The 17668-nt window shown below is 32.0% G+C and carries 18 protein-coding genes and 1 riboswitch; of the genes, 17 read left to right on the top strand and 1 reads right to left on the bottom strand.

The features are described 5' to 3' along the window. The first annotated feature begins 3 nt into the window (after positions 1-3). From purB to G558_RS0106665, 12 genes are all read left to right on the top strand, one after another. Positions 4-1440, top strand: coding sequence for an adenylosuccinate lyase (gene purB / locus G558_RS0106720; protein ID WP_028829495.1), 1437 nt, complete (start codon positions 4-6; stop codon positions 1438-1440). Between the two features lie 172 nt (positions 1441-1612). Further along, the gene (locus G558_RS0106715) at positions 1613-1855 is read left to right on the top strand and encodes an RNA-binding S4 domain-containing protein (protein ID WP_028829494.1); all 243 of its coding nucleotides are present in this window, start codon (positions 1613-1615) and stop codon (positions 1853-1855) included. A gap of 23 nt (positions 1856-1878) precedes the next feature. Continuing rightward, positions 1879-2157 (top strand): FtsB family cell division protein, encoded by a 279-nt coding sequence (locus G558_RS12615; protein WP_036931739.1) that lies wholly within the window; start codon positions 1879-1881, stop codon positions 2155-2157. 16 nt (positions 2158-2173) lie between these two features. Continuing rightward, entirely contained in the window at positions 2174-3106 is a 933-nt protein-coding gene (locus G558_RS0106705) for a Ppx/GppA phosphatase family protein (protein ID WP_028829493.1), read from the top strand. After that, entirely contained in the window at positions 3106-4428 is a 1323-nt protein-coding gene (locus tag G558_RS0106700; protein WP_028829492.1) for a BaiN/RdsA family NAD(P)/FAD-dependent oxidoreductase, read from the top strand. The genes G558_RS0106705 and G558_RS0106700 overlap by 1 nt, the downstream gene beginning before the upstream one ends. Continuing rightward, positions 4415-4699 carry a DUF1294 domain-containing protein gene (locus tag G558_RS0106695; protein WP_242825213.1) on the top strand — a complete coding sequence of 95 codons (285 nt, stop codon included), beginning with the start codon at positions 4415-4417 and terminating at the stop codon, positions 4697-4699. The genes G558_RS0106700 and G558_RS0106695 overlap by 14 nt, the downstream gene beginning before the upstream one ends. 69 nt (positions 4700-4768) lie before the next feature. After that, positions 4769-5824 (top strand): spermidine/putrescine ABC transporter ATP-binding protein, encoded by a 1056-nt coding sequence (gene potA, locus G558_RS0106690; protein WP_028829490.1) that lies wholly within the window; start codon positions 4769-4771, stop codon positions 5822-5824. After that, the gene (locus tag G558_RS0106685) at positions 5825-6667 is read left to right on the top strand and encodes an ABC transporter permease (RefSeq protein WP_028829489.1); all 843 of its coding nucleotides are present in this window, start codon (positions 5825-5827) and stop codon (positions 6665-6667) included. Next, positions 6661-7446, top strand: a complete 786-nt coding sequence (locus tag G558_RS0106680; protein ID WP_028829488.1) for an ABC transporter permease — start codon at positions 6661-6663, stop codon at positions 7444-7446. Before G558_RS0106685 ends, G558_RS0106680 begins: the two co-directional genes overlap by 7 nt. Before the next feature lie 52 nt (positions 7447-7498). After that, entirely contained in the window at positions 7499-8539 is a 1041-nt protein-coding gene (locus G558_RS0106675; RefSeq protein ID WP_028829487.1) for an ABC transporter substrate-binding protein, read from the top strand. A gap of 70 nt (positions 8540-8609) precedes the next feature. Continuing rightward, positions 8610-9674, top strand: coding sequence for a pyridoxal phosphate-dependent aminotransferase (locus tag G558_RS0106670; protein WP_028829486.1), 1065 nt, complete (start codon positions 8610-8612; stop codon positions 9672-9674). Between the two features lie 12 nt (positions 9675-9686). Beyond that, the gene (locus tag G558_RS0106665; RefSeq protein ID WP_028829485.1) at positions 9687-11216 is read left to right on the top strand and encodes a cobyric acid synthase; all 1530 of its coding nucleotides are present in this window, start codon (positions 9687-9689) and stop codon (positions 11214-11216) included. A gap of 39 nt (positions 11217-11255) precedes the next feature. Here the strand turns inward: G558_RS0106665 and trhA are convergent, their stop codons facing one another. After that, positions 11256-11903 (bottom strand): PAQR family membrane homeostasis protein TrhA, encoded by a 648-nt coding sequence (gene trhA, locus G558_RS0106660; protein WP_028829484.1) that lies wholly within the window; start codon positions 11901-11903, stop codon positions 11256-11258. A gap of 182 nt (positions 11904-12085) precedes the next feature. After that, positions 12086-12270, top strand: a riboswitch (Lysine riboswitch). 67 nt (positions 12271-12337) lie between these two features. Here trhA and kal point away from each other — a divergent pair. From kal to kamC, 5 genes are all read left to right on the top strand, one after another. After that, the gene (gene kal, locus G558_RS0106655) at positions 12338-12718 is read left to right on the top strand and encodes a 3-aminobutyryl-CoA ammonia lyase (RefSeq protein ID WP_028829483.1); all 381 of its coding nucleotides are present in this window, start codon (positions 12338-12340) and stop codon (positions 12716-12718) included. A gap of 57 nt (positions 12719-12775) precedes the next feature. After that, on the top strand, positions 12776-13810 hold the full coding sequence (gene kdd, locus G558_RS0106650) for an L-erythro-3,5-diaminohexanoate dehydrogenase (RefSeq protein WP_028829482.1): 1035 nt from the start codon (positions 12776-12778) through the stop codon (positions 13808-13810). Between the two features lie 92 nt (positions 13811-13902). Continuing rightward, positions 13903-15153 (top strand): lysine 2,3-aminomutase, encoded by a 1251-nt coding sequence (gene kamA, locus G558_RS0106645; protein WP_028829481.1) that lies wholly within the window; start codon positions 13903-13905, stop codon positions 15151-15153. 3 nt (positions 15154-15156) lie between these two features. Beyond that, positions 15157-16188 (top strand): lysine 5,6-aminomutase reactivase subunit KamB, encoded by a 1032-nt coding sequence (gene kamB, locus G558_RS0106640; protein ID WP_028829480.1) that lies wholly within the window; start codon positions 15157-15159, stop codon positions 16186-16188. Further along, positions 16185-17639, top strand: coding sequence for a lysine 5,6-aminomutase reactivase ATPase KamC (kamC, locus tag G558_RS0106635; RefSeq protein WP_028829479.1), 1455 nt, complete (start codon positions 16185-16187; stop codon positions 17637-17639). Before kamB ends, kamC begins: the two co-directional genes overlap by 4 nt. The last annotated feature ends 29 nt before the right edge of the window (positions 17640-17668 follow it).

Below are 17668 nucleotides of genomic sequence, written 5' to 3'. Positions count from 1 at the left end.
AAAATGTCAAACTATTATTCAAAATATCAAAGCCCATTAAATGAGAGATATGCCAGCAAGGAAATGAGTTACATTTTTTCTGATCAAAATAAATTTGAGACATTCAGAAGTCTTTGGATTGCTTTGGCGGAATCCGAAAAAGAATTGGGAATAGACATTACTGATGAACAAATAGATGAACTTAAAAAATACAGGACCGAAATTGACTTTAAAACTGCAAAAGAAATAGAAAAAGAGACAAGACATGATGTTATGGCTCACGTCAAAGCCTATGGTCTTATGGCAGAAAAAGCAAAAGGAATAATTCATCTGGGAGCAACAAGTGCTTTCGTTGGAGACAATACAGATATAATAGTAATGAAAAGTGCACTGGAGATAATAGAAAACAAACTTGCCATATTAATCAATAACCTAAAAGAATTTTCACTTGAGTACAAGGACATGCCAGCACTTGGCTTTACTCACTTTCAGGCAGCTCAATTGGTTACGGTAGGCAAAAGAGCTACGCTTTGGATGCAGGACCTTGTATTAGATATTGATGATGTAATATACAGAAAAGATAATCTGAGATTAAGAGGGGCAAAAGGAACCACTGGGACTCAAGCTTCTTTCATGTCTCTGTTTGACAATGATGAAGAAAAAGTAAAAAAAGTAGATGAACTTGTATGTGAAAAAATGGGTTTTGGAAAAAGCTTTTCGGTAACAGGACAGACATATACCCGAAAAGTGGATTTTCAGGTTTTATCAGCTCTGTCACAAATAGCTCAGTCACTTCATAAAATGACTAATGATGTAAGACTTCTTCAGAGTCTTAAAGAGATAGAAGAGCCTTTCGAAAAAACACAGATTGGCTCATCTGCAATGGCATACAAAAGAAATCCAATGAGGTCTGAGAGAATATCCTCACTTGCCAAATATGTAATAAACATAGCTCAAAATCCTGCGTTTGTGCATGCAACTCAGTGGCTTGAACGTACTCTGGATGACTCTGCAAACAAAAGACTGTCTACACCAGAAGCCTTTCTTGCAACCGATGCTATGCTTGATATAGCTATCAATGTAACTAATGGCCTGGTTGTCTATGAAAACATAATTAAAAGAAGAGTAAATGAAGAACTTCCATTTATGGCTACAGAAAACATACTAATGGAGGCTGTAAAAAAAGGCGGAGACAGACAAGAATTGCATGAAAAAATAAGATTGTATTCTATGGAAGCAGGGAAAAACGTAAAAGTTCACGGTCTTGATAATAACTTATTGGAACTCCTGTCTAAAGATGAAGAGTTTAAGCTTACAGAAAAAGAAATACAAGATCTGCTTGACCCAATGCTTTATATAGGAAGATCCTCAAATCAGGTGGTTGAATTCATTGAAAATGAAGTTGACCCTAGACTCAAAAAATATGAAAATTTAAAATTAAATGTTGAGCTTCATGTATAAAAAAAGACAATAACCATTTATTATAGTTATATATTAACAGTATCTAAATAAGAGTCGACAAAGCATATTCCAGCTCTCGACTCTTATTTATTTTTTTTAATCATCTTTTATATCTTATAGCAATATGTTATTATTGTATTGTATGTATAAAAAATGAAATAAAGGAGTTTTTATGAGAATAGATAAATTTCTAAAAGTTTCCAGAATCATAAAAAGAAGAACAGTTGCAAAAGATGCTTCGGATGCAGGTGTAGTAATGATAAATGGAAAAGAAGCAAAACCCTCAAGCAAAGTCAAAGAAGGAGATATACTTGAGATCACATTTGGAGAGAGAAAGCTTAAAATTAAGGTTTTAAATATAAAAGACAGTACCAAAAAAGAAGATGCAGTAGATATGTATGAAGTTATTGAATAGGGGAACTAATTAAGGAGATACAGATGTTCAGAAAAAATCCTAAATATTATTTTTTTGTTTTCTTAATTATTATTTTTTTGATGTATCCTCTTGCTTATATAGGTAACCAGATTATTACAATAAACCAATACAAAGAAGACATAATAAAACTAAAATCGGAATTTGATGATATAATAATAGTCAACGATAAAATAAAAAAAGAAATTGATGGGGCTAAAAGCAATGAATTCATAGAAAAAATGGCCAGAGAAAAACTCAAGATGGTAAAGAAAGATGAAATTGTATATGTTATGGTGCAATAGTATAGTGAGGTAATATATGAAAATAGCAAGTATAGATATTGGAACTAATTCAATGAGACTTCTAATAGCGGATTACAATAAAACGATTTCAAACCGAAAAAAAACTATTAATACAACGAGAATAGGTCAAGGTATAAATAAAGATGGTTTTATAAGTAAAGATGCTATTAATCGAAATCTTGATTCTTTCATAAATTTTGTAAATACGGCAAAAACAGACAATGCAGAGTATATTTATGCAATTGGTACATCAGCACTAAGAGACTCCAAAAACAAAGAAGAATTTGTAGAACTTGCAAAAATAAATACAGGTATTGAAATTGAAATAATAAACGGAAATACTGAGGCTGAATTAGGGTTCTACGGAGTTGCTATGGGAGTAGACGATACAGAAAAGCTTTTAATTATAGATATAGGCGGAGGCTCTACAGAATTTGTTGTTGGTTCTAAACAAGAAGGAGTAATATACAAAGAAAGCATTGATATAGGTGCTGTAAGATTAACGGAAAAATTCAAAACTAAACAAGACAGTGATGATGTAAGTCTTATAGAAATGACAAAGTATATAAATAGCAAAATTTCACACTTATACAAAATAATTACTACTTATAATATAAAAAAAGTGATCGGAATAGGCGGCACAATAACTACAGCATCATCAATAAATCAAAATATGAAAACTTATGATACAAATAAGATTCACAACAGTTTACTTAAGGTTCAAGATGTAGAATATATGTTGAATAGCTTAAATCAAATTCCACTTAGAGATAGAAAAAAAGTGGTTGGTTTGGATCCTGCAAGAGCTGATATAATAGTGTCTGGATTGAATATATTGATTTGCATTCTTAAATGTTTAAATGTCACAACTGTTACGGTAAGTGAATATGATAATTTAGAAGGGTTGATGTATTACAAATTATCACTAAACAAAATACAGGGAGAATAATGATAGATTACGATATAGTTGTAATAGGTTCTGGCCCAGCTGGAATAATGGCTGCTTTAGAAGCGGCAAAAATGAATAAAAATAACAAATTAAAGGTTGCTATTATAGAAAGAAATTCCTCTATAGGTAAAAAGTTTCTTATCACTGGTGGAGGGAGATGCAACATAACAAGTACCAAAGATATATCTGATTTTTATAATAATATAACAAGAAATCCAAAATTTCTTTACTCTTCTTTTGCTGCTTTTAATAATCAGGACTTAATAAGTTTTTTTAATAGAGGAGCTATAGAGTTCAAGATTGAAGGGGAAAAATATTATCCTAAAAATGACAATTCAAAAGAACTTCTTGATTTTCTTTTGAATGAAATAAATGAAGCAGGCATTGATTTGTTATTAGGCGTACAGCTCATAAAAATAAACCCGGTTCAGATTGATAATAAAGAAATGTATGAATTGTTTTTAAATGAAAATAATTCGACATTAAAACTTTCAACAAAAAAGCTTATTTTGGCAAGTGGGGGAGCAAGTTATAAATCCACTGGGTCTGATGGTTCTGTATTTGAAATAATTCAGGAACTTGGTATTAATGTTGTACCTTTAAAACCAACACTTGTAAGACTTATGTCTAATCAAAGCGCTATTACTCAATCACAGGGAATATCTTTAACTGACGTAAAATTTACAACTTTTTTTAATAACAAAAAAATATCAGAATTGAATGATGGGGTAGTCTTCACGCACAATGGAATAAGTGGTCCTGGAGCCATAAACTCAAGTAGTTTTATCACTGATAAACCACTTGCAGATATTAAAGTGTTTATTGATTTTTTGCCACATCTCAGCCGTGAAGAGTTGATGATAATAGTAAAGTCAAATGATAAACAAAAACTCATTACCAGGATATCTAAATTTCTTCCTAAAGAGATGGTCAAGAATATTTTGCATTATGAGGTTTTGAATAAAAAATCGTTTGAAAAGTTCAAAGAATCAGAACTTTTTCCTGATAGCGAGATTTTAAATATGAAAAAAAATCAAATAAATGATATTATTGATGGATTCAAAAATTTTGAATTAAGGCTAACGGGATATGGTGGACTAAATGAATCTATAGTCACAAGAGGTGGAATAGATATAAAAGAAATTAACTCTAAAACCTTAAATTTAAAAAAATATCCAGGAATATATGCTGCTGGAGAGATGATAGATGTAGATGCTTTTACCGGGGGATATAATCTTCAAATTGCTTTTTCTACGGGTCATCTTTGTGGCAAATCAGCAAGAGCTTCATTAAAAAACCAAGGAGAAAATGAAAATGGATAAGGGTCTAAATTTATTCAAGGCACTGGTTGTTTATTTTTCTTTCATCAATATCTTTGGATTTTTCATCATGTTTATTGATAAAAAATTTGCAATTTATAACAAAAAAAGAATAAGTGAAAAAAACCTTTTACTTTGTGCAATTATAGGTGGAGCTGCTGGAGTTTGGATTTCAATGTATGTAAACAGACATAAAACATTAAAACCAAAGTTCAAATTTGGAGTCCCGTTGATTTTTGTATTAAATATTGCCGTGTACTATTATCTTGTGTAAGACCTATTGACAAACTTGTTAAATAAACATAAAATTATTTTTTAGGAGAAAAATCAAAGGAGGTAATAAATGGAAAAAACTATTATCGAGCTTATCGATATTAATAAAATATTTGAAGATGATGGAAAGCAGGTATTGAGTAACATAAGTCTTTCTATAAAAGAAAAAGAATTCGTTACTTTTCTGGGACCGTCTGGATGTGGAAAAACAACAACTCTAAGAATTATTGGAGGTTTTACAAGTCATACATCTGGCAAAATTTTATTTGATGGGAATGACATAACCAATGTTCCGCCTTATAAAAGGCAAATAAATACAGTTTTTCAAAAATATGCTCTTTTTCCACACCTTAATATATACGAAAATATTGCATTTGGTTTGAGAATTAAGAAGCTTGATAATGATACAATTGATAAAAAAGTTAAAAAGATGCTCAAACTCGTTAACCTCGAAGGTTTTGAAAATAGAGAGGTACAGTCTCTTTCTGGTGGGCAGCAACAAAGAATTGCAATAGCAAGAGCTTTGGTTAATGAACCTAAAGTTTTGCTACTCGATGAGCCGCTGGGGGCATTGGATTTAAAATTAAGAAAAGAAATGCAGTATGAACTAAAAACAATGCAGCAAGATCTTGGTATAACCTTTATTTACGTTACACATGACCAGGAAGAAGCACTTACTATGTCTGATCGTATAGTTGTTATGAAAGATGGGTATATTCAACAGATAGGGGTACCTGAAGATATATATAATGAGCCAATAAATAAATTTGTTGCCGACTTCATAGGAGAAAGTAACATTATGAATGGGGTTATGTCAGAAGATTACAGATGTAGAATAAATGACATAGAATTCGAATGCGTCGATAAAGGGTTTAATTCCAATGAAAATGTGGACATAGTAATAAGGCCAGAAGATTTGATAATAACTAAAGAATCGTCCTCATTAATTAAAGGGCTGGTAACTGACGTAGTATTTAAAGGTGTACATTATGAAATAATTGTTGTTGATGATTTTGACGAGAAAGAATGGATGATTCATTCTATATATAATGCAGAAGTAGATAGCAAAGTAGGGTTGAGTTTTGATCCAGAAGCCATTCATATAATGAGAAAGGAAGTAGAATAATTGAATAATAAGCGATTGTTAACTTCTCCATATATAATATGGACGATTATTTTTACCGTTGTGCCACTGCTTATTATAATTTTTTACTCGTTTGCGCAACGTGACTCGTTCGGTGATATAGTTTATAGCTTCACTTTGAATAATTACAAGGACTTTTTTGAACCTATTTATTTAAATGTTTTCTGGAAATCCCTGAAACTTTCATTATTAAGTACTGTTATTTGTTTGATTTTAGGATATCCAATGGCTTTTATAATGAGCAGAGCTAGAGGATTGAAACAAAACATGATGGTTATGTTGTTTATTTTGCCCCTATGGACAAATTTTCTTCTAAGGACATATGCATGGATGGGACTGCTCAGAGATCAGGGTATAATCAATGAATTATTAATAAAAATTGGAATTATAAATGAACCCATAACTATGCTCTATACAAATGCTGCTGTTGTTCTTGGTATGGTTTACAACTTTCTACCTTTTATGGTTCTTCCAATATTTTCTGTACTTTCAAAAATGGATAAAAGTCTTATAGAAGCAGCAAGAGATTTGGGAGCCAATGAATTCTTTGTATTTCTAAAAATCATTTTCCCTTTGAGCTTTCCGGGAGTTGCAACTGGTATTGTAATGGTATTTATGCCCGCCGTTTCAACATTTGTAATATCTGATCTGCTTGGAGGTGGCCAGACTATACTTTTGGGTAATCTAATACAAAATCAATTCATGGCGGCCAGAAACTGGCAGTTTGGATCTTCAGTTTCTGTAATAATGATGATTTTCCTTATAATTTCAATGGGTTATTTTGCAAAACACAGCTCCAAAGATGGAGGTGGAAAAATATGGTAAAAATCAAAGGATTATTTTCTAATATATACAGTTTTTTGATTTATTCATTTCTGTATATTCCAATAATAGTCTTAATTGTTTTCTCTTTCAATGATTCAAAATACAGAGGGAATTGGTCTGGATTTACATTGAACTGGTATCAAGAACTATTTAGAGATCCCGATATAATGAGAGCCTTATATACGACCTTTGTGGTAGCCATAGTGTCATCTGTAGTTGCTACAATAATAGGAACTCTAACCTCCATTGGAATTCATAGTCTTAAGCCTAAATATAAAAACTTGTTTATAAACTTAAGTTACATTCCAATGATAAGCCCAGATATAGTGATTGGAATATCTCTTCTTACTCTTTTTGTTATTCTTAAGTTAAAGCTGGGATATTTCACATTGATACTTGCGCATATAACTTTTAATATACCCTATGTTATATTCGCGATCCTTCCTAAACTTCAACAGCTGGATCCACATTTGGAAGAAGCTGCCTTGGATTTAGGGGCAACACCCTTACAAGCTTTTTTAAAGGTGATTCTACCAGAAATAACACCAGGCATATTTACAGGAGCACTTATGGCCTTTACTCTGTCACTTGATGACTTTATTGTAAGTTTCTTTACTACAGGGTCAGGGGTGAGTACTTTATCAATAAAAATATATTCAATGACAAAACGAGGAGTAAGCCCTACAATAAATGCACTTTCGAGCATAATGTTTATTGTGCTCCTTACTATAATGTTTATTGTTCAGCTTAAACAACACAAAGAAACAGAGAAAAAATAAATTTATGATATATCAAGTTTTAAATTTTTTTAAGGAACAAGGAGGAAAAAAATTGAAGAAAATATTTACAAGTATTATGCTTATTTTTACATTGGGACTTTCACTTACTGCGTGTGGCGGCTCTGGAAGCAAAGAAGTTTTAAATGTTTATAACTGGGGTGATTATATAGACAAATCAGTTATCAGAGAATTTGAAGATGAGTTTAACGTTAAAGTCAATTATGAAGAATATGCTACGAATGAAGAAATGCTGGCAAAAATAGAAGCCGGTGGAACAGCATACGATGTAATATTCCCTTCAGAATACATGGTTGAATATATGTTATCTAAAGATTTGCTCAATGAGCTGGACTATACTAATCTGGATAATTTCAAAAACATCGATGAGAGATTTACAAATCTACCATACGATTCGAATAGCAAGCATTCAGTTCCTTATCTATGGGGGACTATGGGCATAGTATATAACAAAAACATGGTAACCGAGCCTGTTAATTCATGGGAAATACTTTGGGATGAAAAATATGCCGGTAAAATCCTTATGCTGGATTCGTCAAGAGATACTATTGGTGTAACCTTGAAAATGCTGGGTTATTCACTAAATACAAAAAACATTGATGAGCTAAATGAAGCAAAAGCAACTCTGATAGAGCAAAAACCTTTAGTAAGAGCTTATGAAGTTGACACATACAAAGATCAAATGATAGCTGAAGAAGCTGCAATGGCACTTTGCTGGTCTGGAGATGCAATGCTTTTGATGGATGAAAATGAAAATCTTGCTTATTCTATTCCACAAGAAGGTACAAATCTATGGTTTGATACGATGGCAGTTCCTAAAACATCACAAAATAAGGAATTGGCAGAAAAATTCATAAACTTTATGATGAGACCTGAAATTGCTGCAAAAAACAGTGATTATATAAAGTATTCATCACCAAACATGGAGGCTCTTAATTTTTTACCTGAGAAGGACACTTCAAACCCTTATTTATATCCAACAGGGGATATAAATAATATAGGAGAAGTATTTCTTGATTTAGGAGAGTTTACTACTGAATACGACAAAGCATGGACTGAAATAAAATCTTCATAATATGAATTTTAAAATATGTATTAAAAAAGATGATTGTTTACAATCATCTTTTTTTGAAGAAAGGATAATAATGAAACCGATAGCACATGGAGCAGATGTGGAAAATGCAAAAAGTAAGTATGGAATTACTGACATATTAGATTACAGTTCTAATGTCAATATATTTTCTCCTGAAAGCATAGACGAAATCTTAAATACGATTACTTCAAAAGATTTAAATTACTATCTTGATCCCAATTACATAAATTTACGAAAAAAAATAGCACAAAAGTATGGATTAGATATTGAAAACACAATAGTGGGTAATGGTTCTACAGAACTTATGTTTCTAATTATGAAAATAAAGAGCATAAAGAAAATAGGGATTTTTCAGCCAACATTTGGTGAATACGAAAGAGCTGCACTAATCGAAGACAAAACTGTAATTAATCTGTTTTACGAAGACGAGTTCACTATAAATATAGATGAGCTCTCAAAAGAAATAAAAAATCTGGATTTACTTGTAATATGCAATCCCAATAATCCTTCTGGCAATGTTAATCAAATAGAAAAAGTACTGAATTTGTGTAAAGAAAATAAGACCATACTAATGATTGATGAAACCTTTATGGATTTTGTGTATAATTCTGAACAATATAGCCTGGTTAACAAAATTCCATATTATGATAATTTAATAATAATAAGAGCTCTTACAAAATTTCATTCTCTCACAAGTGTAAGATTAGGTTATGCTCTATCAAGTCCATCATTAATAGATGAACTTTGGAAATATAAAGAACCTTGGACCGTTAACATATTTGCTCAAAAATTAATAGATGTTATCTTTGATCAGAGTTTTTATTCTAAAAGTAAAAAGTATTATCATGATGAAATTGCGAGATTTAGTAAAATCCTATCTGGTATAAAAGGTATCACCGTCTATCCAACTCAAACTAATTTTATACTTATAAGAATTGATGAGAGACGAAATGCCGGTCAGATAAAAGAAGAAATGATAAAAAAACACGGAATATTAATAAGAGATTGCTCTAATTTTGATGGCTTAGATGAAAGATTTATAAGAATTAATATTAAAGAAAGTGAACAAAATGATTACTTTTTCAAATGTTTTAAGGATATTATATTAAAAAAATAGATGGAGAAAAATATGGCTAAAAATTTAATGATACAAGGAACATCTTCAGGCGCTGGTAAAAGTATAGTGACTACAGCTCTTTGCAGAATTTTAACCAAAGATGGATATGATGTTTCACCCTTTAAATCTCAGAATATGGCTCTAAACTCTTTTGTAACAGATCAGGGACTTGAAATGGGAAGAGCGCAAGTTGTTCAGGCAGAAGCTTGTAATAAGTTACCTCGAGTTGAGATGAATCCCTTACTATTAAAGCCTGCAGGAAACAACATTTCCCAAATTATATTCATGGGGAAAATATATGACAATCTTGAAAGCTCGGGATTTAAAAAAATCAAATCAAGTTTGATTCCAGGAATAAAGGAAGCTTATGATATACTCGCATCTGAAAATGAAGTAATACTAATAGAAGGGGCTGGTAGCCCTGCAGAAATAAACATGAATGAAAATGACATTGCAAATATGGGTATGGCAAATATGGTCGATGCTCCTGTGATTCTTGTTGCAGACATAGACAGGGGTGGTGTTTTTGCATCTATATATGGCACCATCATGCTTTTAAAAGAAGAAGAGCGTGCCCGTATAAAAGGTATCATAATCAATAAATTTAGAGGAAAAGTTGAACTGCTTGATGAAGGCATAAAAAAAATAGAGCAGTTAACGCAAAAACCTGTTCTTGGAGTGATACCATATATAAACATAGAACTTGAGGATGAAGACTCTATAACAGAGAAACATAATCCCATAAATAAATCCAAACATATTGATATAGAAATAGTAAGATTAAATCATATGTCAAATTCTACAGATTTTGATATATTTAGACGCTATCCAGATGTCAATATAAGGTACGTGGATATAGACTCCGAGTTTTTAAATCCGGATTTAATTATTATACCAGGAACAAAAAATACAATCGAAGATTTGATTTCTTTCAAAAAAAGTAAATTGTATCCCCAACTTTACGAACTTAACAATAAAAAAGGAGTACCAGTTATAGGCATATGTGGAGGATATCAAATCCTTGGAAAAAAAATATTCGATCCTTTAGGAGTGGAGTCTGATATTAAAGAAATTTCTGGCTTGGGGATTTTATCTCATGATACCGTTTTTGAAAAGGATAAAATCACAGTGCAAACTAAGGCGAAAATAAAAACAAGTTTCAATGAAAACAGTATTTTTTATGGCGCTGAGAATCTAGAAGTAAGTGGTTACGAGTTGCATTGTGGAAAGACAAATGTAGATATAAAAAAGGATCAAATATTCTCTGAAGTTTTTGAAAAGCTTGGTAAAAGTCACAATGAAATCGACGGTATGATTAATACCGAGAACAATGTAATGGGTTCGTATCTTCACGGAATATTTGATAACATAGGGTTTACAGAAACTATATTGCAAAACATAAGAATAAAAAAAGGATTTGGCAAAAGTGAACTTGATACCTTTGATATTAATAAATTCAAAGAAAACGAATATGATAAACTTGAAAATCATTTCAGGAAATATTTAAATATTAATAAAGTATACGAAATAATAAAATTGTAATAAAAAGCTCCTGCATTAATTTAATGCAGGAGCTTTTTATTACAGGATATATATATATACTGTAATAAATTGAAGTGCAGTACCAGCAAGAACAAAAAAGTGGAACAGATCATGAAAGTTCAAGTTTTTGCAATTTGGTTTTTTGACTATATAAACTAATCCTCCGATTGTATAACTTATTCCACCAAGTCCAAGTAGTATCATTCCATTCAACGCAAGTACATCTACAACATCTTTGATAAAAAAAACTATCATCCATCCAAGTATTATATAAAAAGCGGTACCTATAACTCTTGGGGCATTAAAAAAACATAATTTTATAATTATACCCGCTATGGCTAATGACCATATTAGTATTAACAACTTATATCCGTGGTTGATATCTTTGATTGCCAGACAAAGTGGTGTGTATGATCCAGCGATTAAAACATATATCATGGAATGATCAAGTTTTCTGAAAAACACCAGTTTTTCTTTGGGCAGCATTAAAGTGTGATAAATGCCACTTGCAGAATAAAGCATGAACATTGAAGCTGTAAATATTAGTGCAGAAATTAAGTTGATATTATCGATACTTAAATTTTCTTTTTGATTAAAAACAACCATTGTCATAGCAACAATAGAAAGTGCGGCTCCAATATAATGGCTAATTGCACTTACTGGGTCTCTAAATTTTATATTTGTCATGATAACCTCCTTGAATAAATCAAAATATTCAATACGTATGTAGTTCTGGAAACTATAATATATGATAACACAAATTACATAGTATGTAAATAGATCTAAAGTTACAATAAATTGTAAAATTTGTATAAAAAAAACGTTTTTTTTGAATTGACAAATTTATAATTAGTGATATAATTTTAGTATACATAAATAGAGGTGCAGTTGAATAGGTAGTCTTGAGATGCTAAGGTAAGGGTATCGATGCTCAAGATGAATGTGTCAATTGCCGAAGATATTACAAGATCCCCCCAACGTGTAATATCTGGTGAGTAAATTATAATTTACATCACTGTCATAGATTTGATTTCTATGGAGCGCTGTTTATGTCACTTATGTGGCATAAAAAAGCGCTCTTTTTTAGCTTATGCCAAAATTATTAGAAGGAGGAACACTAATTGAAATCAATAATAAGATTAAGAATGAGTGCTCATGATGCTCATTACGGAGGCGGCCTGGTAGACGGGGCGAGGATGCTCGGATTATTTGGAGACGTAGCAACAGAATTATTAATTCAAAATGATGGAGACGAAGGTCTATTCAAAGCATATCAGGACGTAGAGTTTTTAGCTCCAGTTTATGCAGGCGACTATATCGAAGCTGTAGGTGAAATAATTGAGGTTGGAAACAGTTCGAGAAAAATGAAATTTGAAGCTAGAAAAGTTATAGTGCCAAGACCTGACATTAATGATTCTGCATGTGATATTCTGGACGAACCTATAGTAGTATGCAGGGCAACTGGAACATGTGTAGTATTAAAAGACAAAAAAAGAAAATAGAAAGAGTACTTATTTATAATTTTTTATAATTTATGAAATTAGAGAGGAAACGATAGTATGAAAGGATGCAAATACGGAACACACAGAGTAATAGAGCCAGCAGGTGTATTACCTCAACCAGCTTCAAAAATCAACAACGATATGAATATTTATGACAATGAAATACTTATAGACGTTTCAGCATTAAACATAGACTCTGCAAGTTTTACACAAATAGAAGAAGCTGCAGGACATGATGTAGAAAAAATAAAAGAAATGATTCTTTCTATAGTTGCCGAAAAAGGCAAAATGCAAAACCCAGTTACAGGTTCAGGCGGAATGCTTATAGGAACGATTGAAAAAATAGGATCTGACCTTGATGGTAAAATTGATCTTAAAGTTGGAGACAGAATTGCAACTTTGGTTTCACTTTCTCTTACTCCACTGAAAATAGAAAAAATACTTGATGTTAAGCCAGACATTGACAGAGTTGAAATAAAAGGAAAAGCTATACTTTTCGAAAGTGGGATCTACGCAGTACTTCCAAAAGATATGAGTGAAAATCTGGCTCTTGCGGCATTAGATGTTGCAGGTGCACCTGCTCAGGCGGCTAAACTTGTAAAGCCAGGCGAAAGCGTTGTTATACTAGGTGCTGCAGGTAAATCAGGAATGATGTGCTGTTATGAAGCAAAGAAAAGAGTAGGCCCAACTGGAAACGTTATCGGTATAGTTAGAAAAGAAAGCGACATTAAAAAACTTATGGATGCAGGTTTTGTACACAAAGCTGTTGTTGCAAGTGCACAGATGCCAGTTGAAGTTCTTAATGCAGTACTAGCAGCTAACGATGGTAAAGAAGTTGACATTGTAATAAACTGTGTAAATATCGAAAATACAGAAATGTCATCAATCCTTCCTGTAAGAGACGGCGGAACAGTATACTTCTTCTCAATGGCTACATCATTTACAAAAGCAGCACTTGGAGCTGAAGGCGTAGGAAAAGACGTAAATATGATAATTGGTAATGGTTATACTAAAGATCATGCAGCTATAACTCTTGAGGAACTAAGAGAATCAAAAGAGCTAAGAGAAATATTCGAAAAACAATACATGTAATTAAAACAACAAAATCCCCAGAGTTGTATTAATGAATTGAGCGATTAGCTTTGGTTCAATCTAATAAATGTAGTTAGATAAGGAGAATAAAAATGAATGTAGATAGAAGAAAAGAATTGTTTCCAAATGTATCAGACCAAGAATGGAATGACTGGCAATGGCAGGTAAGAAATAGAATTGAAACTGTTGAGCAGTTAAAAAAATATATTCCACTTACTCCAGAAGAAGAATCAGGAGCAGAGGATTGTCTTAAATCACTGAGAATGGCAATAACTCCATATTATCTTTCTCTAATTGATCCTAATGATCCTAATGACCCTGTAAGAAAACAGGCAATACCTACAGCTGATGAATTATATAGAGCTGATGAAGATCAAGAAGATCCACTTCACGAAGATGTGGACTCTCCAACGCCAGGACTAACTCACAGATATCCAGACAGAGCGCTTATCCTTGTAACAGACCAGTGTTCAATGTACTGCAGACACTGTACTAGAAGAAGATTTGCAGGACAAAATGACTCTGCTGTACCAATGGATCAAATAGAAAAATCAATCGATTACATCAGAAACACTCCACAGGTAAGAGACGTGCTTCTATCTGGAGGAGATGCTCTTCTTATGTCAGATGACAGACTTGAGCAAATCATAAAAAAACTTAGAGAAATTCCTCATGTTGAGATTATAAGAATAGGTTCTAGAACTCCAGTAGTTCTTCCACAGAGAATCACTGAAGATTTTGTAAACATGTTAAAGAAATATCATCCAATCTGGTTGAATACCCACTTTAACCACTCTAACGAGATAACTCCAGAGTCAAAAAGAGCTTGTGAGCTTATGGCTGACGCTGGTATCCCTCTTGGAAATCAATCAGTACTGTTAAGAGGTATCAATGATTGCACACATGTGATGCTTAAGCTTGTAAACGACCTTGTAAAAATAAGAGTAAGACCATATTACATTTACCAATGTGACCTTTCACTGGGACTTTCACACTTCAGAACACCAGTTGCTAAAGGTATCGAAATAATTGAAGGTCTTAGAGGACATACTTCTGGATACTGCGTACCAACGTTTGTTGTTGACGCTCCAGGTGGAGGAGGAAAAACTCCTGTAATGCCAAATTATGTAATTTCTCAAAGTCATAACAAAGTAATACTAAGAAACTTTGAAGGTGTAATAACAACTTATGATGAACCTTCAAACTATACTCCAGGATGTACATGTGATGTATGCACAGGAAAGAAAACTGTTCATAAAGTAGGCGTAGCTGGACTACTTAATGGAGAAGCTGCTACTTTAGAGCCAGTTGGACTTGAAAGAAATGAGAGAGGACATCATTAAGAAATGATGATTCTTGAAAAATATAATTCGATTTCGTTTATTGGGATGTCGAAAAATGCTGGTAAAACTACAACTCTTAACTATTTCATTGACAAGACCAGGGGAAAATACACCCTTGGTCTGTCATCAATTGGAAGAGATGGCGAAACTGTAGACCGTGTAACACAAACCAAAAAACCACGCATATATGTATATGCTGGTACCATTGTTGCAACTAGCGCGAGTTGTTATAAGCTTTCTGATGCTACTTTAGAGATTATTAATGTGACTAACATAAATACACCTTTGGGTAAAATCATAATAACGCGGGCGGTTACAGATGGTTATGTTGAAATTGCGGGTCCATCTACGACATATGATATGAAAAAAGTAATATCTATGATGAATAGTGCGGGAGCAGAAAAAGTTTTTATTGATGGAGCACTGTCAAGAAAAAGCCTCGCTTCTCCAGCAGTTGCAGAAGCAGCTATTTTATCAGTTGGAGCATCGTTTTCTAATGATCTAAATAAACTTATAAATGAAACTGTGTTGACTTACAACCTGCTTAATATTGATAAATTGTATAATTCTAAAATAAGAAATTTCATAAGCGATCTAAAGCATACCAGTTCCAATAATAACAGTTGTCTTGCAGTATTTGATAAATATGAGAATATAGTTTATTCACAGTGCACTACAATAGTCGGAAATGAAAATAGCGTTATAGAAAAAATCGATTTAGAAACTAAATTTATATATACATCAGGAGCTTTGACTGATACGTTTGTGACATCTTTGTTAAAAAATACCAGCAGAAAATGCAAGGTTGATATAATAGTTGATGATGGAACAAAATTATTCATTAACAAGGAAAATCTCGAAAAATTAAACCACAGAAAAATAAAACTTTTAGCTATGGAAAAAATCAATATCTGTGCAATTACAGTAAATCCATTTTCAACACAAGATTATACAATTGATTCTGATCTTATAACAAGTTCTTTGCAAAGATATATTGATGTACCTATTTTTGACGTAAAAGGAGAATCGATGTGAGATTTTTAAATAAAGAACAAAAAGAAAAAATAGGGTTTGAGTATATTTTAAATTGTATAAATACCGTAACAAGCGTTGGAACTGAACTTAAATATAACACAAGACCTTTTACGATTCAAAATTTTGATTTGCTTAATACGGAATTGGATAATACGGAAAAATTCATAAAAAGCATCACTGATAACAAAAGCAGTGAATCAGAAATAGGTTTTTATCTATGCAAATTCAAAGATATAAGGGCTACATTTAAAAAAATTTCAAACAATTATATTTTAGATGAAATTGAACTCTTTGAAATAAAGTCCTTTTCCAAATTGTGCAATGATATGTCTATTGAATATTCAAAAACGGGAATTGACATCGAAGACATCTATTTCAAAGATGTGAAACCTGTATTTAGGATTCTTGATCCAGATAACTTAAATATTGATACTTTTTTTATTTATGACTCATACTCAGACGGACTTAAAGAAACTCGTTTAAAAAGAACTCAACTCGAGTTAAGGATAGCTCAGACCAACAATCCAGACGATAGAAACGCTCTCCTTAATGAAAGAATGGAGATAGTGAGTAAAGAGCATGAATTGGAGTTCGAAATAAAAAAAGAATTAACCAAAAAAATTAAGATATATACCGATGCTCTTACTCACAATACTAATATAATTGGATATATTGACTTTTTGCTGGCTAAAGCAAAACATTTCAAAGCAACTCATGCTGTAAAGCCAGAAATTGCGCTTGTAACCAAAAGCAAAAATGTTGTTGAAACTTTGGATCTTAAGAAAACTTATAATCCATATTATAGCGATATTATGAATAAAAAAAACAAGAAGATGACACCTTTAGATATTACTATAAATAAAGGTGTAACCTTGCTTACTGGTGCTAATATGGGCGGTAAGAGTATCTGCATGAAAACTGTAACGCTAAATGTCTTGCTTGCAAACTCAGGTATGTATGTTTATGCTCAAAGCGCTAAAATACCGCTTGTAGATTTCATATATATGATTTCTGATGATCTTCAGAATGTGGAAAATGGACTTAGTACATTTGGAGCAGAGGTAATCTATTTAAAAAAGATTATTTCCGCAAGTAAACATAAAGATGGCTTGATAATACTAGATGAGCTGGCGAGAGGAACAAACCCTCATGAGGGTAAAATTTTACTTCAGGCGGTAATAGAATTTTTCAAAATACAGAATTCATACACATTTATATCTACACATTTTGATGGCATTTCAAATGAGGATATAAAACATCTTCAAGTAGTAGGTATAAGTAAAATTAATTTTGAAAAACTTGCTCAGATGATAGATTTAAACAAAGGTAAAGCGCTTGACATAATACAAGAATATATGGATTATTCCATTGAAGAAACAAATGAAAATCAAGTGCCGCAAAATGCTTTGCAAATAGCTAAATTACTTGGACTTGACAGTAAAAGTCTTTAAAGTAACCATAATATAAATATAATGAATGA

This window comes from Proteocatella sphenisci DSM 23131, from assembly GCF_000423525.1.
Taxonomy (GTDB): Bacteria; Bacillota; Clostridia; order Peptostreptococcales; family Filifactoraceae; genus Proteocatella; species Proteocatella sphenisci.
Note: the sequence above shows the minus strand (reverse complement) of the source record. Positions and strands in the feature narration are given on the sequence as shown.